We start from the raw sequence: 26,419 nt of genomic DNA, 5'->3' as shown, positions 1-26,419 counted from the left end.
TTTTATGGCAATGCTAAATTTGATAGATTATTTCTGTACCCATTTTACGAAAGAGCGGAAACTACCGTCTCTAACGGTTTTGGTACCGCCGCCAGTTGGGTCAGTAAGCGTACCACTGAAAGTTCCTTCCATGTATACGCTGGTGATTTTAGTGATGGTGATAGAAAACCCGGATGAAGTAGGGTCGCTCACGATAGTAGCGCCACTCTGGCTTAGCAGGTACATCGTCATGCTGTTGCCGGTAGTGTTGCCATAATATACACCTGGTTTAAAACTTGGCTGATCTGTTGCCAGTTTGAAGGTGATATTATCGCCGCTATATGTGGTAGCAAGTATTTCCATGGTCAGGTAATCATTATCCGGATCCTCATCCACCAGGTTCGGCGTATAAATCGTTGCCTGAGGTTTTTCGGACAGATAAATCCTGTTATCCAGTTTCATGGAAACGAACTTTCTATCGATGGCATCACTAGTATCGTTGTTACTTTTTTCACAGGACACGCCCAGCATAAGTATTGCGCCAAGCAGTGCGGATATCAATATACGCATAGGTTTTCTTAATATATCTGATAAAATTAAGATATTATTTTGAGCAATTCTTTATTTTCTCGCAATTCGGTACAGGTACCAACCCATAAACGCAAAGAATGCTGCTCCAAGTATAAAGTAACCACCTTCTCCGAGCGTTTTTATAAATCCTTCTTGCAGGTTGAGTTTTGCCAGCACGCCAGCCGTACTGTCGAAACCAGCCATGATGGCTATAATCACACCAGCCACGGCACCTCCGGCTACTAAGCCGGTAGCAAAAAGATTTCCTCGACCCAGCTCATCTTCTTCAGGAGATGTCTGAATATTGGCTTTCTTCTTTTTATAATCTATAACGCCACGGATAGCACCACCAATGAAAATTGGTAATGTGGTAGACAACGGAAGGTAAGCTCCTACAGCAAAGGATAATGCGTTTACACCGCAAAGCTCAATGGTAATAGCAAGGAATACGCCCACCAGTACAAACTGCCAGTCGAGGTTGAAAGAAAGAATACCTTTTGCTAGTGTAGCCATCAACGTTCCTTGTGGTGCTGGATAGTAAGTACTACCAATTGCATGGTCTTTTACGCCATGGGCAATCATTTCAGCCGTAGGACGGTCAAGAAACTTAACGGTAAGCCCAATAACGATAGAAGAAACGATCGCGCCAATAAAAAGTGCCAGCTGTTGGTTCATTGGCGTAGCGCCTACGATGTAACCAGACTTCAAATCCTGTGAAGTACCGCCTGCGTTAGCAGCAGCAATACATATCATACTTCCTACTACCAGGGCCATTGGCTCGTAAAGTTTTCCTGTCCAGCCTACTGCGATGAAAACCAGGCAGGTGCCCATCAGTGTGGCAATAGTCATCCCTGAGATTGGGTTGTTGGAAGAACCGATTAAGCCAACGATACGACTGGAAACTGTAACGAAGAAAGCACCGAAAATAACCACCAGTAAGCCTACCAGGAGTTTCTGACCAACGGAGCCACCAGGCAGTTGTGGTAATAATGCCATCAGTACTACTAGTACGATACTTCCTAGCGCTACTACTTTGAGGCTTAGGTCTTTCTCTGTTCTTGGAACCTCGCCGGAAGTGCCGCTAGCACTGCTTTTTACAGCACCAAGGCTACCCTTAAAGGTAGATATGATAGTAGGGATTGTTTTAAGTAAGGTGATGAAACCACCTGCAGCAACGGCGCCGGCGCCAATCTGACGTACATATGCGTAGTAGATGGCAGCAGCATAATCACTGAAAGTATGCGTAACTGGGTCCCAGCTACCTTGTCCGCCTGGCGTTTGCAGATTTGCCAGGTAGCCTAATTTCACCAGTTGGGTAGCAATCATATCTGCGGGCAGCAAAGATGCCAGCAGCGGTATGAGAGCGAGCCATGATAACACGCCTCCTGCTACCAGTACACCACCGATACGCGGACCGATGATATAACCCACACCCATATACTCTGGAGTGATGTCTGCACTAAGGTTAGCAGATGGAAAGAATTTATTTACTTGTTTGGTCATGTATCCCGGTGTTTCGGCGATCACATGAAATATCTTTTGGAGTATAGCATAGGCAAATGCGAAACCCAGGCCCCAGAAGGCTGTCTTAGCAAAGTCGCCACCCTTTTCGCCTGCTATCAATACATCTGCGCAGGCAGTACCTTCGGGATAAGGCAGGGTGCCATGTTCTTTTACGATTAATGAGCGGCGTAAAGGGATCATCATCAGGGTACCAAGGATACCACCGATAATAGCCAATGTAAGGATCGTGATGTAGTTAAAGAACTCTGTCCCGCCACCATCGCTGAGGAAGAGAAATCCTGGAAGTGTGAAGACTACCCCGGCCGCAATGGATTCGCCTGCAGAACCGGTAGTCTGGATAATATTGTTTTCAAGAATGGTAGTACCGAAGAACTTTCTGCCTAATGTAATGGCAATCACCGCTATGGGGATAGAAGCAGATACAGTGAGGCCGGCTTTAAGTGCCAGGTAAACAGTAGCAGCACCGAAGATGACGCCGAATACGCAGCCCAGGAGTATTGACTTGATCGTCAGCTCTTTCATATTGGTACCTGCGGGAACAAAAGGTTTGAAGTTGTTGTCGGACATAATTTATAAGATCTGAATAAAAACAAATATAACGTACAAAATAAAAAGCCTCGCTGCAAGTAGCGAGGCTTTTTATTTTGTACGTTATAATAACGCTTTTCAGCGGTAATATTATTATTTAACGCCGTGCATCCATTTTTTCAGGAATGGAGACAACAGGAACAACAATACTGCAGCCACACCAGGGAGTATCACGAAGATCATGAAGAACTCGAACAGGTTATGAATGGTGAATCCTGCAAAAGCAGGGTAATGAGCAGCCAGTTTCAGTTTTTCCAGGGCAGCCAGCATATCAGGCGTAGCGGATACTGTACCGTCCAGGATTCCTTTCAGGTCTACACCAGCTTTTGCAGCATCAGCATAGTTTTCTGGATTCGGAGGCAGCAATGCACCCAGGGTACCTGCCAGTGCATAACCAGCAGCATTCGCCAGGAACCATACGCCCATAAGCAGGGAAGAGAAGCGGTGAGGCGCCAGTTTTGCCACCAGAGAAAGACCTATCGGAGAAAGGCACAATTCACCAAGCGTATGGAACAGGTACATCACAATCAGCCAGATAACACCCAGTTTAGCGTCACCCAAACCTTTTACCTGGAAGGCAATGATCAGGAAGCCGAGCGATAACAGGGCCAGACCTAACGCTTGTTTCACAGGGGAGATTGGCTCCAGGTTGCGTTTTTGTAATTTAATCCACAGCCAGGAGAAAGGCAGTGCAAATACGATGATAAAGATAGAGTTGGCGTTCTGGATGAAGCTAGGAGGCATATCCCAGCCAAAGAGATGGCGGTCTGTCTGTTTGTCTGCGATGAATGTCAGAGAAGAACCAGCCTGCTCAAAACAAGCCCAGAAGAAGATTACGAAGAATGCCACGAAGTAGAGTACGAGGATTCTTTGTTTTTCAATGCGTGTAATAGATTTATCTGTGAGAATCAATACCGCCAGGGAGATACCAGTAGCGTAGATAAATGGATAAATCCATGATTTGATTGGGTTTGGATCGTTGGCTACAAAGTGGAATATCATGAATAAAGCAGCCAGCAGAACACCGCAACCCAAGATAGCACCTGAAGTAAATTTAGCTTTGTCTGCTTCACCAGTTGTGTTGGTGTGAGCAGGGTCAAAGGTAGGTTTAGCACCGATGGCTTTACCTTCTGGTGTAACTACGTATTTGTCTTTCAGGAAGTAGAACAGCACTGTTCCGAGGAACATGGCGATACCAGCAGCGAGGAAGCCCCATTTGAAGGCAGCAACAACGCGGGTGCCGTCAGTGAGTTTTACGTCGCCGAGGATTGGGCAGATGAGCATACCGAGAAATGCGCCCATGTTGATACCCATGTAGAAGATAGTGAACGCGGCATCGAGGCGGCCGTCGTTTTTAGGATACAGGCTACCTACCATAGAAGAGATGTTAGGTTTGAAGAAGCCGTTTCCGAAGATGATAACGAAGAGGGCCAGCCACATTACCAGGCGTGCCGTATCAACGTTTCCAGTGTAAAGGGTGGCACTGAGTACCATGAGCAGTTGTCCGATACCCATGACGAAGCCTCCTAATAAGATACAATTCCTGTTTCCCAGGTAACGGTCAGAGATATAACCGCCCAGCATTGGTGTAAGGTAGCAGAGTCCAAGGAACCCGCCATAGGCATAAGATGATTCAGCTTCAGAGAATTGCAGTGCATTTACCAGGAAGAGGGTCAACAATGCCCTCATGCCATAAAAGTTAAACCGTTCCCACATTTCTGTGGCAAATAGCACTGAAAGGCCTTTCGGATGTCCCTTCTCTGAGACGATTTCCGGGCCTTGTGCGACAGCAGTTTGCGTCATAAATGGTTAGTTTTAAACAAGATTGTTTTAAGGTACTGTATAGCTTTAAACAGGCAATTTAAAGAAAATCATCTATCTCGGTAAAAAAATGCTTGAAATAGACAATTTTTGCGCTTTTTTGAACTTTCTTTGCACTTTCTTTCGCATCTGTATTAATTCATTATGAACATTCTATTATTAGGTAGTGGTGGTCGGGAACATGCACTGGCCTTAAAAATGTCGCAAAGTCCGCTGTGCGGAAAACTGTTTATCGCTCCGGGAAATGCTGGTACTTCTCAATGTGGTACCAATGTGAACATGGGCGTAAGCGAATTTGACAAGATAAAATCATTCTGTCTGGAGAACGAAATTACCCTGGTGGTACCTGGTTCTGAAGAGGCATTGGTGAATGGTATTTATGACTTTTTCGCGCAGGAATCGGCATTGAAGCATATTCCGGTGATGGGACCTTCTAAAGTAGGTGCCCAGCTGGAAGGAAGCAAGGCATTTGCTAAGCTGTTCATGGAACGCCAGGGGATTCCAACTGCTGCCTACAGAGAGTTTGATGAGAGTAATTATGAAGAGGGGGTAGCCTATATTAAGGAGCATTCCTTACCAATTGTACTGAAAGCTGATGGTTTGGCAGCAGGTAAAGGTGTGGTGATCACCTCCGATCATGAGGAGGCGTTGGAAGAATTTAGCCAGATGATTAAATCTGCTAAATTCGGTGATGCCAGCAAAAAGGTAGTGATAGAGCAGTTTCTGACAGGTATTGAGTTGTCTGTTTTTGTTATTACAGATGGTCATACTTATAAGATATTGCCAGAGGCGAAAGATTACAAGCGTATTGGTGAGGGAGATCTTGGTTTGAATACCGGTGGTATGGGCGCTGTATCGCCTGTTCCATTTGCCGACGAAGCATTTATGAAATTGGTGGAAGACAAAGTCATCCGTAAAACGGTAGAAGGTCTTTCAAAAGAAGGAATTATTTATAACGGATTTATATTTTTTGGCCTGATTAATGTAGATGGAGAGCCGTTCGTGATAGAGTATAACTGTCGTATGGGCGATCCGGAAACGGAAGTAGTGATGCCACGTTTGCAGAACGACCTGTTGGAGCTTTTTGTAGCAGTAAACGAAGGAAAGCTTTCATCGCAGACGATTTACACCGATCGGCGTGCAGCCGCTACCGTTATGTTGGTATCTAAGGGATATCCGGAAGCATATGAGAAGAATAAGGCAATAACAAATATACCTGCACCTACTCAGGACCAGATCGTATTTCATGCAGGCACCCGTCAGGATGGAGATAAAGTATTGACTAACGGTGGTCGTGTATTAGCAATAACCTCTCTGGCAAGTACATTAAGCCTTGCACTGGCACATTCCGTTCAAACGGCTAACCAGATTGAGTTTGAAGGGAAAACATTCCGCAGGGACATAGGTTACGAGTTTATTTAACTGAATGATATTTCAGGGAATGTATCAAATGTCTTTAATTTGGCGTGGTAGCTGTATTGAAGCGGTGAGCAAGTTTTAATTTACTTTTGATACATTCCCTTATTTCTGTAACTTGTTAACTGTAAGCAGTAAGGGGGACTGTTATTCTATCACAAAGCGGGACACGTAAGGCGTAATTTTTTAGACTAGGAATTATTAAAACGGGATTAAATCCGTTGGATTGATCGGTACTTAAAGAGAGCAGTTACTATGCCGTTTATACAACAAATAAGATTTTTTAATATTTAGCCGTATTATTGCAGGAATATCCATTTTTTGCATCGTATATTCGTTGGAATTATTCATTTTTGCATTCTAATTTTTGACCGTATCAACAATGGGATTTTTTAATTTTTTAACGCAGGAAATCGCGATTGATTTAGGTACAGCTAACACGCTGATAATACATAATGACCAAGTGGTTGTGGACGAGCCTTCCATTGTAGCGATAGAACGGGCTAGCGGCAAAATTGTGGCGGTTGGTAAGAAAGCCATGATGATGCACGAAAAAACTCACGAATATCTTCGTACTATACGTCCCCTGAAAGATGGCGTTATCGCGGACTTCAACGCCGCGGAGGGCATGATCAGGGAACTGATAAAAATGATTTACCCTAAAAAACCTTTGTTTGCTCCCAGCTGGCGTATGGTAATATGCATCCCTTCCAGTATTACTGAAGTGGAAAAAAGAGCTGTACGTGACTCTGCCGAACAGGCCGGAGCGAAAGAAGTTTACCTCATTCATGAACCAATGGCTGCCGCACTGGGTATTGGCATTGACGTAGAAGAGCCTGTGGGTAACATGATTATCGATATTGGCGGTGGTACCACTGGTATCTCCGTAATTGCACTTGCAGGTATTGTCTGCGACCAGAGTATCCGTATCGCCGGTGATGAATTCACTGCCGATATCATGGAAGCTCTCCGCCGCTACCACTCCCTGCTGATCGGTGAAAGAACCGCCGAACAAATCAAAATTCACATCGGGTCAGCCCTGAAAGAGCTGGATAACCCACCTGATGATATCCCGGTAAATGGTCGTGACCTTGTAACCGGTATTCCTAAGCAAATCATGGTTTCCTATCAGGAAATCGCGGAAGCACTGGATAAATCCATCTTTAAAATTGAGGAAGCCATCCTGAAAGCGCTGGAAACAACGCCACCAGAACTGGCATCAGATATTTATCGCAGAGGACTTTACCTGACTGGCGGTGGTGCACTGCTGCGCGGTCTGGACAAACGCCTTGCCCAAAAAATCAAACTCCCTGTTCATGTAGCAGACGATCCGCTGCGTGCAGTAGTTAGAGGAACCGGCATCGCCCTCAAGCATGTTGGTAAGTATCCGTTCCTGATGCAATAAAAACCTATTTTGAGATTTAGGGTAGCAGGGACTCTGTTACCCTAAATCAACAAATCTCAAAATCCCAGCGCGCTTGTGCGAAATCTTATCATTTTCTTAAGGCGATATTTCAACTTCTTCTTATTTCTGCTGCTGGAAGTGATTTGTATTGTATTGGTATTTCAAAACAATAACCTGCAGCATACCGCCTACATTAACTCCGCCAACAATATTAGCGGTAAGCTCTACGACAAATACAACAATATACAATACTACTTTCACCTGAAAGCTACCAACGATAGCCTCGTGGCAGAAAACATGCGCCTGCATAATGACCTCCGCAGCAGCTATGATAGCATGATCACCACCAACGGGATTAGGATAGATACGCTCCGCAAATACAGCGACGATTCCATCCGAAAAGTGATCAGCACTGAAATAAGACGCTTCCAATACTTCGAAGCCAAAGTAGTGAACAACTCATTGAATAAACCAATGAACTATATTACCATCCACCGTGGTAGCAAACAAGGAATACGCCCGAATATGGGTGTAATCAGCTCTAGTGGCGTGGTCGGGGTAGTAAGAAGTGTGAGCGATAACTACGCAGTTATCCTCTCCCTGCTATCTAAATCAAACTCCGTTTCTATCTCCGCCCGTCTGGCACAAGGAAAGGAAATGGGATCTGTACATTGGGACGGCGACGACCCGGCATTTGCCACCCTCCGTGATATCCCGAAAAGTGCAAAATTGCATAAAGGTGATACCGTGGTAACCAGCGGCTTCTCCGCCTTATTCCCGGAGAATATCCCCATCGGCTATGTAGAAGGATATTCCCAAGGAGATAAATCCAGCACCTCCCTCACCGTAAAACTGAAATTGGCCACCAATTTCTATAACCTGCAATACGTTTACGTGATCGAGAACCTGCTGAAAGATGAACAACAAAGTCTGGAAGATTCGACTTACAAGCTGATTAAATGAGTATACTGTTAAGAAATATTATCCGCTTTGTGCTCCTGTTACTGATACAGGTGTTTGTACTCAATAAAATATTGATTCACCAACTCGTGAGTCCTTACCTGTACATGCTCTTTATCCTGGTGCTTCCTTTTAACCTGCCTCGCCCGGCTCTCATGCTGCTTGGCTTCTTAATGGGTATCTCCCTCGATATGTTCATGAACACAATGGGCGTTCACGCTGCTGCCTGTGTTTTTATAGCTTACCTACGCCCTTTCATTATAAATATACTGTCGCCACAGGGTGGGTTTGAAACAACCCAGAAAACCCCCTCCATGACGAGTATGGGCGTATCCCAGTTTCTGATCTATGCGGCAATCCTGGTATTTCTTCATCATGCTGTCTACTTTACACTGGAAGTATTCAGCTTTGCAAACCCGTTATACCTGCTGTTAAAGATAATCCTGTCATCCGCAGCCAGTCTTTTCCTCATCCTTCTGTACGAAATGTTATTCTTTTCCAGAAAATAGCGGAAAGCGTAGGTTGCTGCGCGTGGGATCAATTGATAGTTTAAATTTGCAAATAATAAAAGCTTGTACGCTTAATTCGCAATGCTAAGCGCCCATAGCTAAAAGCTACAACTATAGCATGTCTGTTTTTAATCAGCCCAGGAGAAGAGTAATAATGTTGATTATTCTTGGCATGGTTTGTATTATCGTTGCCAGGTTATTTTTCCTACAGGTAGTAGAGAAAAAATATGCCAAGCTCGCCGATGCCAACGCCGTGCTAAGGAAAGTCGTATACCCAAGCCGTGGTATCATCTATGATCGTAAAGGCCGCCCCGTTCTTAGTAACGACGTCCTCTACGACCTTGTCGTTACGCCTAAAAGCGTGAAAAATATCGATACCGCTTATCTCTGCCGTATCCTTAAAATGGATAAAGAAGAATTTAGAAAGAAAATTGCCGACTGTATCAAAAAGAATGGTGCAGTAAGGCAATCTGTGTTCTCCTCCCTGCTACCTGCTGAAGTATATGGACAACTACAGGAAAGTATGTACAACTTCCAGCCAGGGTTTGAGCTGATCCCAAGACAGATCCGCTCCTATCCTTATGGTGCCGCCGCCAATATCCTCGGGTATATTGCGGAGATCTCTCCAACCATGTTGAAAGATTCTAACTATGCGTCTTACAACTCTGGTGATTATCTGGGTATGACAGGTTTGGAAAAAACATATGAAAGCATTTTAATGGGACAACGTGGTATTCAATACCTCGTAAAAGATAACCTGAACAGACCACAAGGAGCCTACGAAAATGGTGAATTTGATAGTGCTGCCGTTGCAGGTAAAAATCTGCGCCTTAGCCTGGACATCGAATTACAGGCCTTTGGTGAACAACTTATGCATGGTAAGATTGGTAGTATCGTAGCCATAGATCCTCAGGATGGCGGTATATTAGCCATGGTGAGCGGTCCTAGCTTCGACCCAAACTTGCTTACAGGTTCCTTCAGAAGCGCCAACTTTAATAAGCTTTATACAGATACCACTTTACCACTGTTTAACCGTGCTATTCAGGCGCAATATCCTCCTGGATCTACGTTTAAGCCAATGATTGCACTGGTGGGCCTCGATGAAGGTGTTATTACTCCTAGTACCGGTTATCCTTGCGGGGGCGCCTATTATGGATGTAGCAGGCCTATCAAATGTGAGCACCACGACGCGGGGCACGCGGCCAATCTGCGTTTGGCGCTCTCCCACTCTTGTAACTCTTATTTCTCCCACACTTACCGGCTTTGTGTAGATGCCGCCAAATGGGGAGGTATACGTGTAGGCGGTATGCAGAAATGGGCCGACTATATGAACAGCTTCGGTTTCGGTCATAAAATTGGGGTAGACGTACCTTCCGAAAGACCAGGCCGTATCCCCGACAAAAAATACTACGACGCGAAATACAAAGGCAGCTGGAACTCATGTACATCCGTATTCCTGGGTATTGGCCAGGGTGAGGTAGAAACAACGCCGCTGCAAATGGCAAATGCGATGTGTATCATCTCTAATAAAGGATCTTACTTTATTCCTCACTTCGTGAGAAGTATTGATAACGACGATTCACACATACTCGATAAATATAAGAAACCTCACGTGGTGGCAAATATCTCTGATACTGCTTATAGCGCAGTAATCCATGGTATGACAGATGTGGTGGAAAGTGGTACGGGACGTGTGGCACAAATTGATGGCGTTACCATTGGAGGTAAAACAGGTACTGCGGAAAACTACGCGATCATTGATGGTAAGCGTACCAAAATGCCTAACCACGCTCAATTCGTTGCTTTCGCTCCAGCTGAAAATCCAAAGATCGCTATCTGTGTGATCGTAGAGCGTTCTGGCTTTGGTGCCAAATACGCTGCTCCTATCGCCAGCTTGATGATAGAAAAATACCTCAAGGATTCTATCGCTACCAAGCGTCAGCCATTGCTTAAAACAGTAATGGAAACAGTTACCATTCCTGAAAATATGAGGAACAGATCTAAACTGGATTCTCTGAATGCTACTGTTATCAGAAAAAAACAATAACATTTTCCTATAAACGACAAACGAACTAACAGATAATGAACCGCGCGCAAACCAAATTGACCCAAGGGATAGACTGGCCTATAGTAGGCCTCTACCTGGCATTGGTGATCATAGGCCTGATGTCCATATTTGCTGCGGAATACCGGGGTGATGATAATGTCTGGCAAAATATTATCCATCTCAATAAGAACTATTCCAGGCAGTTAATGTGGTTTGGTATTTCCATTATTATTGCATCGGTCATATGGCTGACGGATAGTAAGTTCTTTACGGCTACGGCCAATCTGTTGTATGCGGGCGGGATACTACTATTACTTTTGGTACTGGGAATTGGTAAAGATGTAAAAGGATCGCACTCCTGGCTGGTAATAGGAGGTTTCCAGTTTCAGCCGGCCGAACTAACGAAACTCTGTACCAACCTGGCACTCGCCAAATATTTATCGTCGCAGGAAACGGATTTTACGAAGCTAAGGTCGCGACTAATAGCAGCAGCTATTGCAGTTGTGCCGGCTGGTATTATCATTCTTCAGTCTGAAACTGGACTGGCACTGGTTTATTTCTCCTTCTTCCTGGTAATGTACCGCGAAGGTTTGCCAGGTGTTTTACTTGTAATTGCATTCTCTGGTATCGTGCTGGTATTGTCGGCATTACTGGTAGAAAAAAAGATATTATTCATCATCTTCTCCGTCATAACTGCGCTGATCATCTATTTCAGCCGACGGGAAATAAAACGAAAGCGGTCCAGGTTATTGTTGATACTTGGTATCTATGGTTTCTGTTCCATCTTCGTTATGTTCATCGTACCTTTTGCGTTTACCAAGGTTTTGAAAGACTATCAGGTACGACGTATTGAAGTAATGCTGGGTAAGGAAAATGATCCTAAGGCAACTTACAATACGCGTCAGAGTATGATCGCAATTGGTTCGGGAGGCTTCTGGGGTAAAGGTTACCTGAAAGGAACGCAGACCCGTTACGATTTCGTACCTGAACAAAGTACGGACTTCATTTTCTGTACCATTGGGGAAGATTTCGGATTTTTTGGTAGCGTCCTTTTTCTCGCTATTTATGTGGCATTGCTCTTTAGGATTATACATGTGGCGGAACGACAGCGATCGACCTTTACGCGAGTCTATGCCTATGGGGTAGCCAGTATTATCTTCTTCCACCTTGCCATCAATATTTCTATGACCATAGGGTTGGCGCCGGTAATTGGTATCCCGCTGCCGCTGGTAAGTTATGGTGGTAGCTCCTTGTTAGCCTTTACCATGCTGATCTTCATCATGCTCCGATTGGATGCAGACAGGCAGATGGTATTGAGATAAGCCTGGCACAGAACGGGGAATTGATATTTAGTATCTTTGCAAAATGGCACGTATAATTCCTCTTTCAGAAGGGTCGTTTACAGTAGACGGGACCAAGCTATTTAAGCCGTTTAATCTGGCAACAGACAAAATGCAGGACAGGCCGCAAGGCTCTCTGCTGGTAGAAATTCAACCATTCCTGGTCATCACTGACCGCGATTATATATTATTCGATACTGGCCTCGGTTTTCGTAACGACGACGGGGTATTGCAGATTCATCAACACCTGATCGACAATGGAATCAATCCGATGGAGATCACCAAGGTGTTGATGAGCCATCTCCATAAAGACCACTCTGGTGGCGTATCTGCCGAAGATCCTGTTACCGGCGAACGTACCCTTACTTTTCCTAATGCCACTTACTATGTGAATAATGAGGAAATGTTGTATGCGATGGAACATGCCGGTAAATCTTATCATTCAGAAGATATCATCTTACTCCAACAGCGCGACAATGTAGTGTTTACCACTGGTAACGGCACTATCGACGGGTATATTCATTACGAGTTATCGGGAGGCCATTGTCCATATCACCAGGTATTTTTGGTAGATGATGGAGAAGATAAAGTTTTCTTTGGTGGAGATGAAGCACCGCAGCTTTCGCAGATGAAGAACAGGTTCGTTGCGAAATATGATTACGACGGCAAACGCGCCATGGAACTGCGTCAGGAGTACCTGGAACGTGGTAAACAGGAAGATTGGAATTTCCTTTTCTACCATGATGTTAAAACGCCAACTACCAAATTTGAATAATTAATATTTCCCCATTTCAGCCGTTAAGATGTACAGCAGGTATGATTCTTTTCATTTGAGTGGGCAGTCGCAAATAACCACATGGGAGCATGAAGGGCGCGACTGGGCAGCCTGTGGCTGGTTTCCACAGGCTGCCACACATGAATTATATACACCCGTTACTATTCTGAACCTGATCATCAGTGGGCAGAAACGCATGTACAATGGAGGAAAGGTTTTTTCACTGCAACCGGGTGATGTATTCCTCGTACCAGCAGGAACGCTGATCAGCTCTGAAATACTGCAAACCACAGAAACTTTTTCCAGTATCAATATTATTCTTCCTACCTCTTTATTTCCACAAAAAAAGCGGGCATCTGCCAATATACTATCTGCAGGAATGGTGGATTTACCGGTAACAGCAGACTGGCTTTCGCTTTCTTCCCGGCTGATGCAGGACTTCAATACTCAGGAGCAGGCGAGTGAGCCACAGGCGCTGTTTGAACAGATACAGGGATTACTCGCGTCATATCCTTATGTTATGGAGATGTTGGGTAGTGTCATGTGGAATGACTGGCCTACCGTGATGGAAAACATGGGATCGGATATCAGTGAAATTAAATCACTGGACCAGCTGGCACAAAAGGGCAACATGAGCATTGCTACACTGAAGCGTCGTTTCAGGGATATTTATGACTGTAGTCCGATGCAATGGGTATGGGAAATGCGATTACAGCGAGCGGCATTGCTATTGCGCACAACGCCTGCACCTATTAATGAAATAGCCTATAGCACTGGCTTCTCCGACCTCTCTCACTTCTATCATCAGTTCAAAAAATATTTCCGTGCTACACCTTTGCTATGGCGGGCAACGGCCTAATTTGAGCTTTTCAGCCAATAGCACAGCGGTGTTAATTCCTATCTTGGCGTTAAAAAAAAGATGACATCCTTAACCGAAGTTGCAACTGCGTGGCTGGAAGCCTGGAATGCCCATGATATGGACGCGATTATGTCGCATTATGATGATGAGATTGAATTCTATTCTCCAATAATTGTGCGTATTAATAATGATCCTGCGGGTCGTATAAAGGGAAAGGCAGCATTACGTTCCTATTTTGAGCGTGCATTGGCCGCCTATCCGGAATTACATTTTGAATTATACCATATTCTGGAAGGCATTAATTCGCTGGTATTATATTACAAGAGCGTGAATAACAGTTTGAGTGCGGAGATGATGGTGTTAAATGAGAAAGGTCTGATAGCACAGGTTAGAGCACATTATAAGCCTATGTCCTGATTATAATGGTTAGTAATTGAAAAGGGGCAGACGTTTAAAACGTCTGCCCCTTTTTATGTTTTGAGGAAAGAATATTAGTGTCTTGGCCGCACCTGTTGTTGGTTAAGGCGATTGATACGTTGTTCCTGTCGGACATTTCCGAGGCGGGAAATCATCATATTTCTGAATTCTTTTTCTCTATTAAAGACCTGGCCTGCCTTGCGAGCAGGGAGTACGCGCTGAAACTCGGCTGTATACCTGGTTTTGATATCAAGGTAACGTTTATCGTAGTTCAGGTCTTTATCCATGTTGTTGCGTGCGATGGCGTCAGCATCTACAGCATGGTCCATTTTGGTATCGATATTTTTATTTCTTGCTTTATCGGCAAGTAATTGATCGATTTCGCCTCTGTAGTTATTGTATACCGGCCAGAATTGTTGTGCCTCTTGTTTGGTGAGGTTTAACTTACTGGCGAGGAATGCAACTTGAAGGGCTTTAAGTTTCTCTGCTTCATCTTCCTGCGCGAAGATATGGGGTGTAATGCTGGTGAGCAATACAACAACGATAATCCATATTTTCGAAAATTGTTTCATTGATTACTTATTAGGTAACTCATTAGATAGATCGGCTTCCTGCTGAAATTTCTCTAATGCAGATGTAGGTGATTCTTCGCCAGTCTGGTTGGCATTATCCATTTTAGCGGCCTGGCCAGATTGGGCGACCTGGGCATAAATAGATTCATTGTCCAGTGGGTCTGCATGGTTTTGCAGATAACTGATGATGGCATCGTCGCTGATATTGGCTAATTCATTTTCGAAGTAGCTGGTATCGTTGTGACGATTACCAGAGAGAAAATGAATGGCGCTGGTGCTGACTAAAGCAGCGAGACAAGCAGCGGCGGCCCATTTCATCCAGTTGTTGCGTTTTGCAGGGCGATTAATGGGAATAACCGGGGTTGGCCGGGGTGTTACCTGTTCATCGATAGGATTAAAGTAATCTATCTGATTAAAATAATCGGAAGGAACGGAGAATGGCGATTTCCTGGGCATAGCGGCAAGGAAAGGGGACAGTTCTTCCAGTTCTGCATCAACGGAAAGTTCACTTTCATTATTTATCCGTTGAAGGATGATGGCAGGCAAGCTTTCAAAGTAGCCGTCAGGAGCAGTATATGGGTTAATGGAAGAGGTGTTCAGGGCATCATACATGCGAATCTTATCGGAAATTATTTCCGGCAAATGCTCAAAATAACCTTCTGGCGTCGTAAACGGCAGAACCTCTGGCCAGTTGACCGTTGGTGCTATTTGTTGCAGTTCATGTAATATGTCGTTTCCCCTTTTCATCTCGTTTTTTAGACAGCTTCCATGACTAATGGTTTAATGATATTTTAATCTTTCTATAAAAAAGTTTAAAACTTGATTAAAATACCTGATACACTGGGGTATATCAACCATTTTTAATAAATTCCTCTATTTTTTTCACCGCATGGTGATAAGAGGCTTTCAATGCGCCCTCTGAGGTTTCCAGCACTTTACTCATCTGTTCATACGGCATTTCATCGTAATATCTCAGGTTAAATACAATTCGCTGTTTTTCAGGTAGTTGTAAGATTGCCTTTTGTAGTTTCCATTCCAATTTATTGGGATCGAACTGGGTATCAGACTTTAATTTGTTACTAAGTCCTGATTCCACATCGGATAGGGAAACGGAATGTTTTTTCTTCAACTGTTCCAGGAAAGTAAGGCATTCGTTGGTAGCGATTTTATACAGCCATGTGTATAGCTGCGCATCTTCCCTGAACCCTTCCAGGTTTTTCCAGACTTTGATGAATACATTCTGCAGCACATCATTAGCATCGTCGTGGTCTACGACGAGCCTCCGAACGTGCCAGTAGAGCCGTTCCTGGTATTTGCGTATAATGAGCGTAAAGCCTTTTTCCCTGGTATCCGCGTTGCGGTATAACGCAAGTAATTCTTTATCGTCCTGTGTAACGGCCATAGGTTAAATGGTTCTTGACAGGTTTATGTCAACAATATAGATAAAAAAAAGATCAAATAGTTTAAAGCCCTTACCTGACTTTCTTTTGAACCTATGCAACGGAGAAAAGAAAAGGGTCTCTATTTAGTAGAGACCCTTCGAATATCTATTTATATAAAATAGCATTATTTCTTTTTACGTGCTATTGCTTTTTCAGCAGCAGCAACGATATGAGCTGCATCCAGGCCGTATTTGGTGAGCAGTTCAACTGGTTTACCAGATTCGCCGAAAGTATCGTTGGTACCTACGTATTCGATAGGCACTGGAATGTGGCGTGCTGCTACATGTGCGATACTGTCGCCCAGACCACCGAGTACGTTATGTTCTTCTGCAGAAACAGCACAACCGGTTTTAGTCAGGGATTTGATGATAGCTTCTTCATCCAGTGGTTTAATAGTATGGATATTGATGATTTCCACGCTATAACCTTTTTCTTCGAGGATTTTTCCAGCTTCTACTGCGATCCATACGAGGTGGCCACATGCGAAGAGGGTAATGTCGGAACCTTCGTGAAGTACCTGTGCTTTACCGATTTCGAAGTTTTGGTTTTCCGGTGTGAAGTTAGGCCATTTTGGACGGCCAAAGCGGAGGTAAACAGGTCCTTCGTGATCAGCGATAGCGATGGTAGCAGCTTTGGTTTGGTTGAAGTCACAAGGAACAACAACGGTCATGCCAGGCAGCATTTTCATCATACCGATATCTTCGAGGATCTGGTGGGTAGCACCATCTTCGCCGAGGGTCAGACCAGCGTGAGAAGCACAGATCTTTACATTTTTGTTGGAGTAAGCAACAGACTGGCGGATCTGGTCGTAAACACGGCCGGTAGAGAAGTTAGCGAAAGTGGTGGTATATGGAATCTTTCCACCGATCGTCATACCAGCGGCAATACCGATCATATTAGCTTCGGCAATACCTACCTGTACAAAACGTTCAGGGAATTCTTTAATAAAGGCATTGAGTTTCATTGAGCCGAGCAGGTCAGCTGTCAAGGCAACAACGTTAGGGTTTTTACGACCCAGTTCCAGAATCCCTTCGCCGAATCCGGCGCGGGTTTCTTTCTCATTCATCGGTTGAATATCTTTTACCATTGCGGTTCTTTTAAAATTATGTCGTAAAAGTAATCAATTAGGTTGACGAGTTCTAATTACTCAGCACTTTATTACGAAGGCTTACCTCCCACTGCCATGCTGTACGCATGCAGTCTTCTATACCAATCTGAGGCAACCATCCTAATTTTTCCTTTGCACGGGAGTTGTTCGCATAGATAGCGATTACATCACCCGGACGACGTGGGCCCATCACGTAATTGAGTTTTACACCGGAGATTTTTTCAAATGCATTGATAGCCTCCAGTACAGTTACGCCATTACCTGTGCCCAGATTGAAGATTTCGCAATTGGTATCATTACGCTTTTCGATCAGGAATTGTAATGCTTTCGTGTGTGCGTTAGCGATATCGGTAACATGGATATAATCACGTACACAAGAACCGTCACGGGTATCGTAATCGGAGCCGAATACCGTCATTTTCGGGATTTTTCCGATTGCGGTTTGCGTAATTACAGGTACCAGGTTATCAGGTTTACCCAATGGTAATTCTCCGATCAGTCCGGAAGGATGTGCGCCTACTGGGTTGAAATAACGGAGGATGATAGACTGGGTATCATTTACATGGCTATAATCCTGTATGATTTGTTCACCCATCTGTTTAGTACGTGCGTATGGAGATTGTGCCTCGCCAAGCGGTGTTTCTTCTACTACTGGTAAGTCTTTGGCGTTGCCATAAACAGAGCAGGAAGAAGAGAAAACCAGGTTAGGTATATTGAATTCCTTCACGCATTTGAGTACGTTGATGAGGGAGGTCAGGTTATTGTGGAAGTACAGTAAGGGATCTGCTACTGATTCAGGGACGGTTTTCAGTGCAGCGAAGTGGATAACTCCAACGATATCACGGTTTTCGTGGAAAACAGCATGAGTATCTTCCAGATTACAAAGGTCAACTTTGTAGTTACGGACTTTTTTTCCGGTAATTTTTTCAATGCCGTCCAACAATTGCGTGGAGCTTCTGATGTTGCTGTCTACGGATACAACATCGAAACCATGATTAATAAGATCTACAATAGTATGGGCGCCAATATAGCCACAACCACCGGTAACAAGAACCTTCATGATAATTTCGATTTACGATTTTATTTTATATCAGATCATTTTTTGTTGGAGGACAGTTTCGAGGTATTGTCCATAACCACTTTTCAGCAAAGGTTTGGCTAGTTGCTGCAATTGTGCGGCGTCGATAAACCCTTTACGGAAGGCAATTTCCTCGATACAAGCAATTTTAATGCCTTGGCGTTGTTCGATTACCTGTACAAACTGCGATGCCTGCATCAGGGAGTCGAAGGTGCCCGTATCCAGCCATGCGGTACCGCGTGGTAAGATAGAAACTTTTAATTTTCCGCGCTTCAAATATTCTTTGTTCACATCAGTGATTTCATATTCACCGCGAGGGCTAGGCTCCAGGTTTTTAGCGATTTCCACTACTTCGTTGTCATAGAAATAAAGGCCAGGTACAGCGTAGTTGGATTTAGGTTGTACAGGTTTTTCTTCTATGGAAACCACGTTCATTTTAGCGTCGAATTCAACAACACCATATCTTTCTGGGTCTGATACCTGGTATGCATATACGATACCACCATCAGGACTTGCATTGTTGGCGAGTTGGGTACCTAAACCTGCTCCGTAGAAGATATTATCACCCAGAACAAGGGCTACATTATCTTTTCCTATGAACTCTTCACCAATAACAAAGGCTTGTGCGAGGCCATTGGGCTGTGGTTGTTCTGCATAGCTGAGTTTCAGTCCCAGTTGGCTACCATCCCCAAATAGTCGTTGAAAAGCAGGAAGATCATGCGGAGTAGAGATAATCAAAATCTCTTTAATACCCGCTAGCATCAGGGTTGACAGCGGATAATAGATCATTGGTTTATCATAGACTGGCATTATCTGTTTGCTGATCGCGTACGTAATGGGGTGGAGTCGGGTGCCGGAACCGCCGGCCAGGATAATTCCTTTCATTGGTTTTGCAATTGCTTTAGTAATCGTACAAAAATAGTAGTTTATAGGTATAAATAAAGAGCACACGTTTGCGTGAATTTATATTTTATACAGATTAGCAATTGATTTGGGCGATTTTAGGGGAGATAACTAGTATTAAAAGCTGGTATCAGCAATGTTTTTGGGAGAGAAAATAAAAAAACCGGAATCGAAGATTCCGGTTTGGCAATATTTGTATAATAAGCTAATTAAATGAAGATGCTGGTGATAGCATATACCAGTGCAGCTAGCAGACCACTAATAGGAATGGTTAGTACCCATGCCCAGAGCAGACTAACGGTAACGCCCCATCTTACTGCGGAGAGACGTTTGGTTGCACCTACCCCCATGATTGCACCAGTGATAACATGCGTGGTACTGGCAGGGATACCCAGGTGTTCTGTAAAGAACAGGGTAATCGCGCCCGCGCCTTCAGCAGCAACGCCTTCCAGCGGTGTTACTTTGGTAATACGGGTACCCATTGTTTTCACAATTTTCCATCCACCACTCATGGTACCGAGTGCGATGGCAGTAAAGCAAGCCAGTGGAATCCAGTCTGGCATGGCTTTCAGGTTAGGGATATAACCTGCAGACACCATGGCTGCGGCGATAATACCCATTACTTTCTGCGCATCGTTACTACCGTGACCAAGGCTCAGTGCTGCACTGGATACCAGCTGCAGGCGTTTGAACCAGTTTTCCGCACGGAAAGGATTGGCGCGGCGGCATACGTTTACGATAATGAGTGTGATGATAAAGGATACCACCATACCAATGAGCGGCGCCAATACGATGAAGTAAACGATTGGCAATACTTTATGGTAGTTGATTACATCCAGGGTACGGGCGCTGGTAACAGCGGCGCCGATGAAGCCTCCAATAAGTGTATGGGAGGAACTGGACGGAATCCCCAACCACCAGGTAAAGAGGTTCCAGGTAATAGCAGCGATAAGACCGCAGAGAATTACCTTCAGAGAAATATATTGTTCAAAAACTGAGCTGGCAACAGAGTTGGCTACTTTAAATTCTCCAATAATGTATTTGGCAATAAAAAAAGCTGCAAAGTTGAACAAGGCGGCCCAAAGTACGGCCTGAAACGGCGTCAGTACCTTGGTCGATACTATCGTTGCGATAGAGTTGGCGGCATCATGGAAACCATTGATATAGTCGAAGATGAATGCCAGAATAATAATAACTACTAGTAAAGTCATGGTGCTACCGTGATTATACGTTCAGGACAGGCAAAGTAACTCTCAATTAAGAGTACTTGATGATAATGGTTTCGATTACGTTAGCGCAGTCTTCGCACTTGTCTGTGGCGATTTCCAGTGCCTGGTAAATTTCACGCATTTTGATCAGTTCAGCTGCGTTCTGTTCTGTTTCGAACAGATCAGCGATTGCCATGTCATAGATGTCATCAGCATGGTTTTCCAGGCTGTTGATTTTTACACATGCATCAGTGATGATACGCATGTTCTGCATGGTACGGAGCTCATGAATAGCTTTATGGAGTTCGAGCACGCCCAGGTGAATGAGTTCAGCCAGTTTACGGATGCTGTCGTTGATATTATGAACTTTATAGATATCCATTCTTTTGGCAGAGCCATGGATATAATCGGCAACGTCATCTAAAGTAGCAGCAAGGTAGTGGATGTCTTCACGGTCAAAAGGAGTAATGAAGTTCTGACCTAATTCAACAAATATACGGTGGGTGTAGTCATCGTTTTTGTGCTCCAGACGCTCGATCAGATGTACTTTATCCTTTCTGACTGAAAGGTCTGTAGTGGCTACCAGTTCATTGAGAACCTGTGCCATTTCCACTAAGTTGGAAGCTACATCTTCAAAGAGAGAATAAAATACCCGGTCTTTCGGCATGAATAATTTTACAAAAGAATTGAAGCCTCCCATACGTTTGAGTTTAAAAATTTTGCCGCAAAAATAGTCCGCCTGAAGCATTGGTTCGAATCCAAAGCAGGAATTAATAATTCCTTAACATTGGATTAATATAAAAGTAATATAGCGATTTTTCCTTTGTATTGAAAATTACACTCATAAAACAAGCCGGGTAGCCTGCTTGTTCATACCTACAATTGATGTCAGACAAGCGTTCATTAGAAATAGCAGTAATCTCCGATGTACACCTCGGAATCTACGGCTGTCATGCAAAAGAGCTTATTCAGTACCTGGACAGCATAGATCCAAAGATTCTTGTGCTGAATGGAGATATCATCGATATCTGGCAGTTTAGCAAGCGTTATTTCCCTAAAGCACATACCAAGGTGATACGCCGTATCCTCAAAATGATCGGAAAAGGCACAGAAGTGGTTTACCTGACCGGCAACCACGACGAGGCTTTACGCAAATACTCCGGCTTTGAACTGAGCAATTTCCGCATTGATGATAAATTGTTTCTGGATGTGGATGGAAAGAGACACTGGTTTTTCCATGGAGATGTCTACGATATCACCATGAAAAATTCTAAATGGCTCGCCAAACTGGGTGGTAAAGGATATGACCTGCTCATCATTCTGAACAGGCTTGTAAATAATACCCTCGAACGTTTTGGACGAGAGAAAATGTCTTTCTCCAAAAAAGTGAAACAAGGGGTAAAACAGGCGGTTAAATTCATTTCTGATTTCGAGCAAACAGTGGCTGAGATCGCTGTTGATAAAAACATTGATGTGGTTTGCTGTGGACATATCCACCAGCCACTGATAAAAGAAATGCAGGTAGCAGGTAAAACTGTAACCTATCTGAATTCCGGCGACTGGGTGGAAAGCCTTACTGCGCTGGAATATGCCAACCAACAATGGACCCTATACCAACATCCCGTATCTAAATCTAAAGTGGTACTTCCGGAAGACGAAGATGATTTGCCCCTCGTTTTTCCTACTCCCAATGATTTTGGACTGCGCTGAGGTAATAATTTGCAATTTGTATTCGTTTAATTATTAATATCTATCCTATTCATAATTTTCACATAAACATAACAGGTACTTAATATTAAATTAAAAGTAGCCAGCTAAGTTTGCTGGATAATTAATCATTAAGTATCCGTATTGGACCATTTGGAATTGAAAGATCATACAGAAAAATGAAAGTACTGAAGTTACATCCACTAATGACCATTTCCCTCCTGCAAATGCAGATACAACGTCTGCTGTCCTGTAACGTGGCCGTATATATGCGTCATACCCTAGCCAATGCATTCGATACATTGAAAGAAGCAGGATTCGATGAAGAGTCGCTGGTGGAATTTCCTATTGATGAAACCTTAAGCCTGAGAGAATTTGAAGAAGAAGTAGAAGAACGATTCAATTTCACTTTGGAGTTATGTAATAAAGATAACAAGCCCTTTACCAATAAAAGTCAGCATATATACCAGATTGCCTCTCTTCAACCTAAAAAAGATGAAAGGAATTATCAGCTGGATATTTCACTAGATATGTTGATGAATAATAACAGGCAATCTCCCCAACAAAATATTTCTTTTTAATCTAAGCTAAATCGTGATTTGTTTTTTAAGTCTGGTTGCCTGGGCAGCTGGACTTTTGTATTTTAACCCTATGAAACATCCTTTTCAGTGTATTGACTGGAATACAGTTAATCCCACCACCCATCCCGGTATTACCGGTAATGCCTTATGGCAAACGCTCCAATTGCCTGGTCTACGCGTACGCATTGTAACTTATTCTCCTGGCTATCTCGCCGATCATTGGTGTAAAAAAGGGCATATAGTGCATTGCCTGGAAGGCAGTTTTATCAGTGAGTTAGATAATGGGGAGCAGTTTGTATTGAACCAGGGAATGACTTATGTAGTATCTGATGATATGAGTAATCATCGTTCCAGTACGGAATCTGGGGTTAAGTTATTGATTGTTGACGGAGATTTTCTGCAATAACTGACTGGCAGCGGATATCAGTATAGCCGCTGCCGGCAGTTAATATATTAATATATAGGAAGATTATTTTCCCAGTTTAGCCATTTGTTTTTCCGGATTTTTCAGGAAAACTTCTTTACAGGTAGTGGAGCAGAAATGAATAGTATCGTTTTTATAAACGGTCCATTCATGGTAGCTGGTATCGTAAGGCATTTCACAAACAGGATCAGGGAGTTTATCTGATGCAGCTGCAACAGGTGCTGCTTCCTGTGTGGTGGCGTTTTTACTATCGGATTGTGCTGGTTTGGATTGTTGACCACAGGAGATGATGAACAAAGCCGCTGCTACGAGAACATATTTCATATCTGATAATTTTTATAAACTGAAGACGCAAAGGTCGGTCATTTAAAGCGAAATCCCCTCGATTAACGTCGAGGGGATTTCTTTTTGTTCTCTTTTTAAGAGAAGGTATATCATTAATATATTACCAGATAACTACACGTTTGTCTGCTGGTAATACCATTTTGCTAGAATCGGAGCAGCTCCAAGCCTGCTGGAATTCAACCAGGTGAGGCAGTGGGCCGTTGATACGCCATCTTGCAGGGGAATGAGGATCTGTCTGGATCTGGTTGCGGAGAGCAGCATCGGTGATGTTACCGTGCCATACTTGTGCCCAACCCAGGAAGAAACGTTGCTGCCAGGTAAATCCGTCGATAGGTTTTGGTTGTTCTTTACCTTCGAAAGATTTTTCCAGTGCATGGTAAGCGAGTGTCAGACCACCGAGATCGGCTACGTTTTCACCGATAGTGAGTGCGCCATTGATTTTGAAGCCAGGCAGTGCTTCGATGTTGCTAAAGTATTCGATATAACGTTTGGTCAGTTTATCGAAGTTTTCGCGGTCAGATTTAGTCCACCAGTTTTTCAGGTTACCATCTGCATCGAACTGAGAACCCTGGTCATCGAAGCCGTGGGTGAATTCGTGTCCGATAACTGCGATGATACCACCGTAGTTGATAGCATCGTCTGCATCAGCATTGTAGAAAGGAGGCTGGAGGATACCTGCAGGGAATACTACTTCGTTGTTCAGCGGGTTGTAGTATGCGTTCACTGTTTGAGGAGTCATACCCCACTCAGACTTATCTACCGGTTTACCGATTTTCGCTACATCTTCTTTATGGTGATAAAGTACTGCAGAGATAGCGTTTTCAATGAGTTTATCTTTCTGAATATCGATGGAAGAATAGTCTTTCCATTTATCAGGATAACCGATTTTGTAGGTAAAGGATGCCAGTTTTTTATGCGCCATGGCTTTGGTAGAATCGCTCATCCAGGTGAGTTTATCGATTCTTTCTCCGTATACTTTACGAACGTTTTCGATCATTTCAGAAACTTTCTTTTTAGAAGTTTCCGGGAAGTATTTCTTAGCGAACAGTTTACCCAGTGGCATACCGAGAGTACCATCTGTAGAACGGATAGAGCGTTCAGCGCGGGTTTTCTGTGCTTTTTTACCAGTTAAAACGGTACCGAAGAAATGGAAGTTTTCTTCATCGATGCCTTTAGGCAGGTAACCAGCGAAGCGGGTCAGGAGTTGCCATTTGGTGTAAGTTTTCAGCACGTCCAGTGGCGTAGCTTTCAGGATGCCATTAGCAGCAGTCAGGTAGCCTTTATTCTGGATGATGAGGGTATCAGATTTGATATCTTGCTTTTGGGTGAAACCGTCCCAGTCGAAATCTGGAGCCAATTTTTTTAGTTCACCGTAAGCAGCGCGGTTGTATGTTTTAACCGGGTCGCGCAGTTCTACATTGGAGAGCTGTGCTTTTGCAAGTTTAGTTTCGAAATCGAGGATAGTTTTACCAGGGTTAGCTTCTGTGAAACCAGCCAGGGTAAACATTTTATCGATATGTTTTACGAACTCGTCGCGAACGTTTTTAGTAGCGGAGTCTTGTCTTTCGTAATAACTTTTTTCACCGAGAGACAGACCATCCTGTCCTTGGTAAAGTACGTTCATTTTGCTGTCTTTAGCATCAGCATCCACGCCGAATCCAGTAAAGGTAGAGATACCAATTCTTTGGAGTTCACCAGTTACATTAGCCCAGTCGGCAAGGGTTTTGATGCCATTAATTTGATCAAGGTAAGGTTGTAATGGGGTGATACCGCGTTTTTCGATGGTAGCAGTATCGAGGAAAGAAGCATAGTAGTCAGCGATTTGCTGTTCTTCAGTACCTTTTTTGAGGTCTTTTTTGCTACTGATTTCGGCGATGATACCTTTCAGGCGAACTTCTTTATTTTCTTTATCGAGGATATTGAAGGCGCCCCAGCGGCTTTCTGTAGAAGGAACGGGATTATGTTTTTTCCAGTTTCCATTAACGTAGTTGTCGAAATCTCCGCAGGGTTTAAAGGTGCTGTCAATATCTGCCATGTTGAAGGCGGGAACCTTCGTGGTGTCGGCATTTTTTTGAGTGGAGTTGCCGGAGTTACATGCTGAGAATGCAATTACAGCAGCCAGCAACGGTAACTTTACCGAATTGGTTTTACTCATATTATAATCAGGTTTTAACTAAAGTTATAGAAAAGACATCATCTTACACAATTCCAATTGTATAAGCGGCAAACTTCGCTAAATCTCCCAGATCTACCTAAAAACCGGAAAATTCTGATTTATTAGGTAGGTTTGTAACTGGTAAAAAGGAAAACCCATGACTTTTGAGTTTAGATTATACAGGATATTGACGATTATCGTCCTGATTATCTCCAGCTTTTTCGCTTTTGTAATGCTCGGAGCTGTACTGATGACTGGTGCTTTACCGTTCATCATCGCATTAATGGTAATTGGTGCATGTTTGATACATAGTATTTTATCGTTATATCTTCAACGAAGTATGTTGATTCCACAGGCACATCTGAAAGAGAATACACCTGGTGGGATTCGTATCATGGGAAGTATCATGATTATCTTCTCTATCATAACTGCGATCAGCGTGATTTCCTATCTGACTGCCAGTCCTGCATTATTGCAAGAGGCGATGGATAAGAGCAACATGCCGGAAGATCAGCAGCAGGTAGTTAAAGAAGGTGGTTTAAATGGTGTATTTAAATTTTTCCTGTTGGCAAGCATCATCTTTATCACCAATGCGATCCTATCTTTCCGATTCCTGAAAAAGTACAAGGAACAGCAGGACGCGACTGATCATTTCCATCCGGATGATGATAACCTGATGCTATAAA

General features: G+C 43.7%; 26 protein-coding genes. 13 read left to right on the top strand and 13 right to left on the bottom strand.

The window, feature by feature from the left end; genetic code table 11:
- Nucleotides 1-27 precede the first annotated feature (27 nt).
- The 3 genes from ACE38W_RS09445 to ACE38W_RS09435 all read right to left on the bottom strand — a co-directional run bounded on the left by ACE38W_RS09445 (nucleotide 28) and on the right by ACE38W_RS09435 (nucleotide 4,464).
- Nucleotides 28-549: a hypothetical protein gene (locus ACE38W_RS09445; RefSeq protein ID WP_375830349.1), complete on the bottom strand. Its 522-nt coding sequence runs from the start codon at nucleotides 547-549 to the stop codon at nucleotides 28-30.
- A 51-nt stretch (nucleotides 550-600) separates the two neighbouring features.
- Nucleotides 601-2,640, bottom strand: a complete 2,040-nt coding sequence (locus ACE38W_RS09440; protein WP_375830348.1) for an OPT family oligopeptide transporter — start codon at nucleotides 2,638-2,640, stop codon at nucleotides 601-603.
- Nucleotides 2,641-2,754: 114 nt separating this feature from the next.
- Nucleotides 2,755-4,464, bottom strand: a complete 1,710-nt coding sequence (locus tag ACE38W_RS09435; protein WP_375830346.1) for a peptide MFS transporter — start codon at nucleotides 4,462-4,464, stop codon at nucleotides 2,755-2,757.
- Between the two features lie 162 nt (nucleotides 4,465-4,626).
- Between ACE38W_RS09435 and purD the strand changes: the two genes are divergently transcribed.
- From purD to ACE38W_RS09390, 9 genes are all read left to right on the top strand, one after another.
- Nucleotides 4,627-5,904 carry a phosphoribosylamine--glycine ligase gene (gene purD, locus ACE38W_RS09430; protein ID WP_375830345.1) on the top strand — a complete coding sequence of 426 codons (1,278 nt, stop codon included), beginning with the start codon at nucleotides 4,627-4,629 and terminating at the stop codon, nucleotides 5,902-5,904.
- 376 nt (nucleotides 5,905-6,280) lie between these two features.
- Complete coding sequence (locus tag ACE38W_RS09425) at nucleotides 6,281-7,303, top strand: rod shape-determining protein (RefSeq protein ID WP_073078293.1); 1,023 nt, start codon at nucleotides 6,281-6,283, stop codon at nucleotides 7,301-7,303.
- Between the two features lie 75 nt (nucleotides 7,304-7,378).
- Complete coding sequence (mreC, locus tag ACE38W_RS09420) at nucleotides 7,379-8,266, top strand: rod shape-determining protein MreC (protein ID WP_375830342.1); 888 nt, start codon at nucleotides 7,379-7,381, stop codon at nucleotides 8,264-8,266.
- A complete protein-coding gene (mreD, locus tag ACE38W_RS09415) occupies nucleotides 8,263-8,772 on the top strand; it encodes a rod shape-determining protein MreD (RefSeq protein ID WP_375830340.1) in 510 nt (169 codons plus the stop codon). Before mreC ends, mreD begins: the two co-directional genes overlap by 4 nt.
- Nucleotides 8,773-8,890: 118 nt before the next feature.
- Complete coding sequence (gene mrdA, locus ACE38W_RS09410; RefSeq protein ID WP_375830339.1) at nucleotides 8,891-10,819, top strand: penicillin-binding protein 2; 1,929 nt, start codon at nucleotides 8,891-8,893, stop codon at nucleotides 10,817-10,819.
- 35 nt (nucleotides 10,820-10,854) lie between these two features.
- Nucleotides 10,855-12,141, top strand: a complete 1,287-nt coding sequence (gene rodA / locus ACE38W_RS09405) for a rod shape-determining protein RodA (protein ID WP_375830337.1) — start codon at nucleotides 10,855-10,857, stop codon at nucleotides 12,139-12,141.
- Between the two features lie 43 nt (nucleotides 12,142-12,184).
- A complete protein-coding gene (locus ACE38W_RS09400; protein WP_375830336.1) occupies nucleotides 12,185-12,934 on the top strand; it encodes an MBL fold metallo-hydrolase in 750 nt (249 codons plus the stop codon).
- Between the two features lie 28 nt (nucleotides 12,935-12,962).
- Nucleotides 12,963-13,793: an AraC family transcriptional regulator gene (locus ACE38W_RS09395; RefSeq protein ID WP_375830333.1), complete on the top strand. Its 831-nt coding sequence runs from the start codon at nucleotides 12,963-12,965 to the stop codon at nucleotides 13,791-13,793.
- 60 nt (nucleotides 13,794-13,853) lie between these two features.
- Nucleotides 13,854-14,210, top strand: a complete 357-nt coding sequence (locus ACE38W_RS09390; protein WP_375830332.1) for a nuclear transport factor 2 family protein — start codon at nucleotides 13,854-13,856, stop codon at nucleotides 14,208-14,210.
- 74 nt (nucleotides 14,211-14,284) lie between these two features.
- On the opposite strand, the gene ACE38W_RS09385 is transcribed toward ACE38W_RS09390, so the two are convergent.
- The 8 genes from ACE38W_RS09385 to ACE38W_RS09350 form a co-directional block, all read right to left on the bottom strand.
- Complete coding sequence (locus tag ACE38W_RS09385; protein WP_375830330.1) at nucleotides 14,285-14,782, bottom strand: hypothetical protein; 498 nt, start codon at nucleotides 14,780-14,782, stop codon at nucleotides 14,285-14,287.
- 3 nt (nucleotides 14,783-14,785) lie between these two features.
- Nucleotides 14,786-15,529 carry a hypothetical protein gene (locus ACE38W_RS09380; protein ID WP_375830328.1) on the bottom strand — a complete coding sequence of 248 codons (744 nt, stop codon included), beginning with the start codon at nucleotides 15,527-15,529 and terminating at the stop codon, nucleotides 14,786-14,788.
- 103 nt (nucleotides 15,530-15,632) lie between these two features.
- The gene (locus tag ACE38W_RS09375; RefSeq protein WP_375830327.1) at nucleotides 15,633-16,184 is read right to left on the bottom strand and encodes an RNA polymerase sigma factor; all 552 of its coding nucleotides are present in this window, start codon (nucleotides 16,182-16,184) and stop codon (nucleotides 15,633-15,635) included.
- A 164-nt stretch (nucleotides 16,185-16,348) separates the two neighbouring features.
- Nucleotides 16,349-17,311, bottom strand: coding sequence for a transketolase family protein (locus ACE38W_RS09370; protein ID WP_375830326.1), 963 nt, complete (start codon nucleotides 17,309-17,311; stop codon nucleotides 16,349-16,351).
- A gap of 52 nt (nucleotides 17,312-17,363) precedes the next feature.
- The gene (gene galE, locus ACE38W_RS09365) at nucleotides 17,364-18,392 is read right to left on the bottom strand and encodes a UDP-glucose 4-epimerase GalE (protein ID WP_375830324.1); all 1,029 of its coding nucleotides are present in this window, start codon (nucleotides 18,390-18,392) and stop codon (nucleotides 17,364-17,366) included.
- A 30-nt stretch (nucleotides 18,393-18,422) separates the two neighbouring features.
- Nucleotides 18,423-19,295 carry a glucose-1-phosphate thymidylyltransferase RfbA gene (gene rfbA / locus ACE38W_RS09360; RefSeq protein ID WP_375830322.1) on the bottom strand — a complete coding sequence of 291 codons (873 nt, stop codon included), beginning with the start codon at nucleotides 19,293-19,295 and terminating at the stop codon, nucleotides 18,423-18,425.
- 227 nt (nucleotides 19,296-19,522) lie between these two features.
- Nucleotides 19,523-20,524 carry an anion permease gene (locus ACE38W_RS09355; protein WP_375830321.1) on the bottom strand — a complete coding sequence of 334 codons (1,002 nt, stop codon included), beginning with the start codon at nucleotides 20,522-20,524 and terminating at the stop codon, nucleotides 19,523-19,525.
- Nucleotides 20,525-20,570: 46 nt separating this feature from the next.
- A complete protein-coding gene (locus tag ACE38W_RS09350) occupies nucleotides 20,571-21,221 on the bottom strand; it encodes a DUF47 domain-containing protein (protein WP_375830319.1) in 651 nt (216 codons plus the stop codon).
- Nucleotides 21,222-21,406: 185 nt separating this feature from the next.
- Here ACE38W_RS09350 and ACE38W_RS09345 point away from each other — a divergent pair, with 185 nt between their 5' ends.
- From ACE38W_RS09345 to ACE38W_RS09335, 3 genes are all read left to right on the top strand, one after another.
- Nucleotides 21,407-22,231: a UDP-2,3-diacylglucosamine diphosphatase gene (locus tag ACE38W_RS09345; protein WP_375830316.1), complete on the top strand. Its 825-nt coding sequence runs from the start codon at nucleotides 21,407-21,409 to the stop codon at nucleotides 22,229-22,231.
- Between the two features lie 176 nt (nucleotides 22,232-22,407).
- Nucleotides 22,408-22,809, top strand: a complete 402-nt coding sequence (locus ACE38W_RS09340) for a hypothetical protein (protein ID WP_375830313.1) — start codon at nucleotides 22,408-22,410, stop codon at nucleotides 22,807-22,809.
- Nucleotides 22,810-22,879: 70 nt separating this feature from the next.
- Nucleotides 22,880-23,215, top strand: coding sequence for a DHCW motif cupin fold protein (locus ACE38W_RS09335; protein WP_375830310.1), 336 nt, complete (start codon nucleotides 22,880-22,882; stop codon nucleotides 23,213-23,215).
- Between the two features lie 63 nt (nucleotides 23,216-23,278).
- Here ACE38W_RS09335 and ACE38W_RS09330 read toward each other — a convergent pair whose 3' ends face one another.
- Both ACE38W_RS09330 and ACE38W_RS09325 read right to left on the bottom strand, forming a co-directional pair.
- On the bottom strand, nucleotides 23,279-23,557 hold the full coding sequence (locus ACE38W_RS09330; RefSeq protein WP_375830308.1) for a hypothetical protein: 279 nt from the start codon (nucleotides 23,555-23,557) through the stop codon (nucleotides 23,279-23,281).
- A 121-nt stretch (nucleotides 23,558-23,678) separates the two neighbouring features.
- Complete coding sequence (locus ACE38W_RS09325; protein ID WP_375830306.1) at nucleotides 23,679-25,733, bottom strand: M13 family metallopeptidase; 2,055 nt, start codon at nucleotides 25,731-25,733, stop codon at nucleotides 23,679-23,681.
- Between the two features lie 157 nt (nucleotides 25,734-25,890).
- On the opposite strand from ACE38W_RS09325, the gene ACE38W_RS09320 reads away from it, so the two are divergent.
- On the top strand, nucleotides 25,891-26,418 hold the full coding sequence (locus tag ACE38W_RS09320; protein WP_375830305.1) for a hypothetical protein: 528 nt from the start codon (nucleotides 25,891-25,893) through the stop codon (nucleotides 26,416-26,418).
- Nucleotide 26,419 lies beyond the last annotated feature (1 nt).

Source organism: Chitinophaga sp. Hz27 (assembly GCF_042263525.1).
GTDB lineage: Bacteria > Bacteroidota > Bacteroidia > Chitinophagales > Chitinophagaceae > Chitinophaga.
This window is presented reverse-complemented; position numbering and strand designations above follow the sequence as displayed.

Bases quoted from the DNA above. Each gene is read 5' to 3' on its own strand.
- ACE38W_RS09445 (WP_375830349.1), bottom strand. From the start codon at position 549: ATGCGTATATTGATATCCGCACTGCTTGGCGCAATACTTATGCTGGGC.
- ACE38W_RS09440 (WP_375830348.1), bottom strand. From the start codon at position 2,640: ATGTCCGACAACAACTTCAAACCTTTTGTTCCCGCAGGTACCAATATG.
- ACE38W_RS09435 (WP_375830346.1), bottom strand. From the start codon at position 4,464: ATGACGCAAACTGCTGTCGCACAAGGCCCGGAAATCGTCTCAGAGAAG.
- purD (WP_375830345.1), top strand. From the start codon at position 4,627: ATGAACATTCTATTATTAGGTAGTGGTGGTCGGGAACATGCACTGGCC.
- ACE38W_RS09425 (WP_073078293.1), top strand. From the start codon at position 6,281: ATGGGATTTTTTAATTTTTTAACGCAGGAAATCGCGATTGATTTAGGT.
- mreD (WP_375830340.1), top strand. From the start codon at position 8,263: ATGAGTATACTGTTAAGAAATATTATCCGCTTTGTGCTCCTGTTACTG.
- mrdA (WP_375830339.1), top strand. From the start codon at position 8,891: ATGTCTGTTTTTAATCAGCCCAGGAGAAGAGTAATAATGTTGATTATT.
- rodA (WP_375830337.1), top strand. From the start codon at position 10,855: ATGAACCGCGCGCAAACCAAATTGACCCAAGGGATAGACTGGCCTATA.
- ACE38W_RS09400 (WP_375830336.1), top strand. From the start codon at position 12,185: ATGGCACGTATAATTCCTCTTTCAGAAGGGTCGTTTACAGTAGACGGG.
- ACE38W_RS09395 (WP_375830333.1), top strand. From the start codon at position 12,963: ATGTACAGCAGGTATGATTCTTTTCATTTGAGTGGGCAGTCGCAAATA.
- ACE38W_RS09390 (WP_375830332.1), top strand. From the start codon at position 13,854: ATGACATCCTTAACCGAAGTTGCAACTGCGTGGCTGGAAGCCTGGAAT.
- ACE38W_RS09385 (WP_375830330.1), bottom strand. From the start codon at position 14,782: ATGAAACAATTTTCGAAAATATGGATTATCGTTGTTGTATTGCTCACC.
- ACE38W_RS09380 (WP_375830328.1), bottom strand. From the start codon at position 15,529: ATGAAAAGGGGAAACGACATATTACATGAACTGCAACAAATAGCACCA.
- ACE38W_RS09375 (WP_375830327.1), bottom strand. From the start codon at position 16,184: ATGGCCGTTACACAGGACGATAAAGAATTACTTGCGTTATACCGCAAC.
- ACE38W_RS09370 (WP_375830326.1), bottom strand. From the start codon at position 17,311: ATGGTAAAAGATATTCAACCGATGAATGAGAAAGAAACCCGCGCCGGA.
- galE (WP_375830324.1), bottom strand. From the start codon at position 18,392: ATGAAGGTTCTTGTTACCGGTGGTTGTGGCTATATTGGCGCCCATACT.
- rfbA (WP_375830322.1), bottom strand. From the start codon at position 19,295: ATGAAAGGAATTATCCTGGCCGGCGGTTCCGGCACCCGACTCCACCCC.
- ACE38W_RS09355 (WP_375830321.1), bottom strand. From the start codon at position 20,524: ATGACTTTACTAGTAGTTATTATTATTCTGGCATTCATCTTCGACTAT.
- ACE38W_RS09350 (WP_375830319.1), bottom strand. From the start codon at position 21,221: ATGGGAGGCTTCAATTCTTTTGTAAAATTATTCATGCCGAAAGACCGG.
- ACE38W_RS09345 (WP_375830316.1), top strand. From the start codon at position 21,407: ATGTCAGACAAGCGTTCATTAGAAATAGCAGTAATCTCCGATGTACAC.
- ACE38W_RS09340 (WP_375830313.1), top strand. From the start codon at position 22,408: ATGAAAGTACTGAAGTTACATCCACTAATGACCATTTCCCTCCTGCAA.
- ACE38W_RS09335 (WP_375830310.1), top strand. From the start codon at position 22,880: ATGAAACATCCTTTTCAGTGTATTGACTGGAATACAGTTAATCCCACC.
- ACE38W_RS09330 (WP_375830308.1), bottom strand. From the start codon at position 23,557: ATGAAATATGTTCTCGTAGCAGCGGCTTTGTTCATCATCTCCTGTGGT.
- ACE38W_RS09325 (WP_375830306.1), bottom strand. From the start codon at position 25,733: ATGAGTAAAACCAATTCGGTAAAGTTACCGTTGCTGGCTGCTGTAATT.
- ACE38W_RS09320 (WP_375830305.1), top strand. From the start codon at position 25,891: ATGACTTTTGAGTTTAGATTATACAGGATATTGACGATTATCGTCCTG.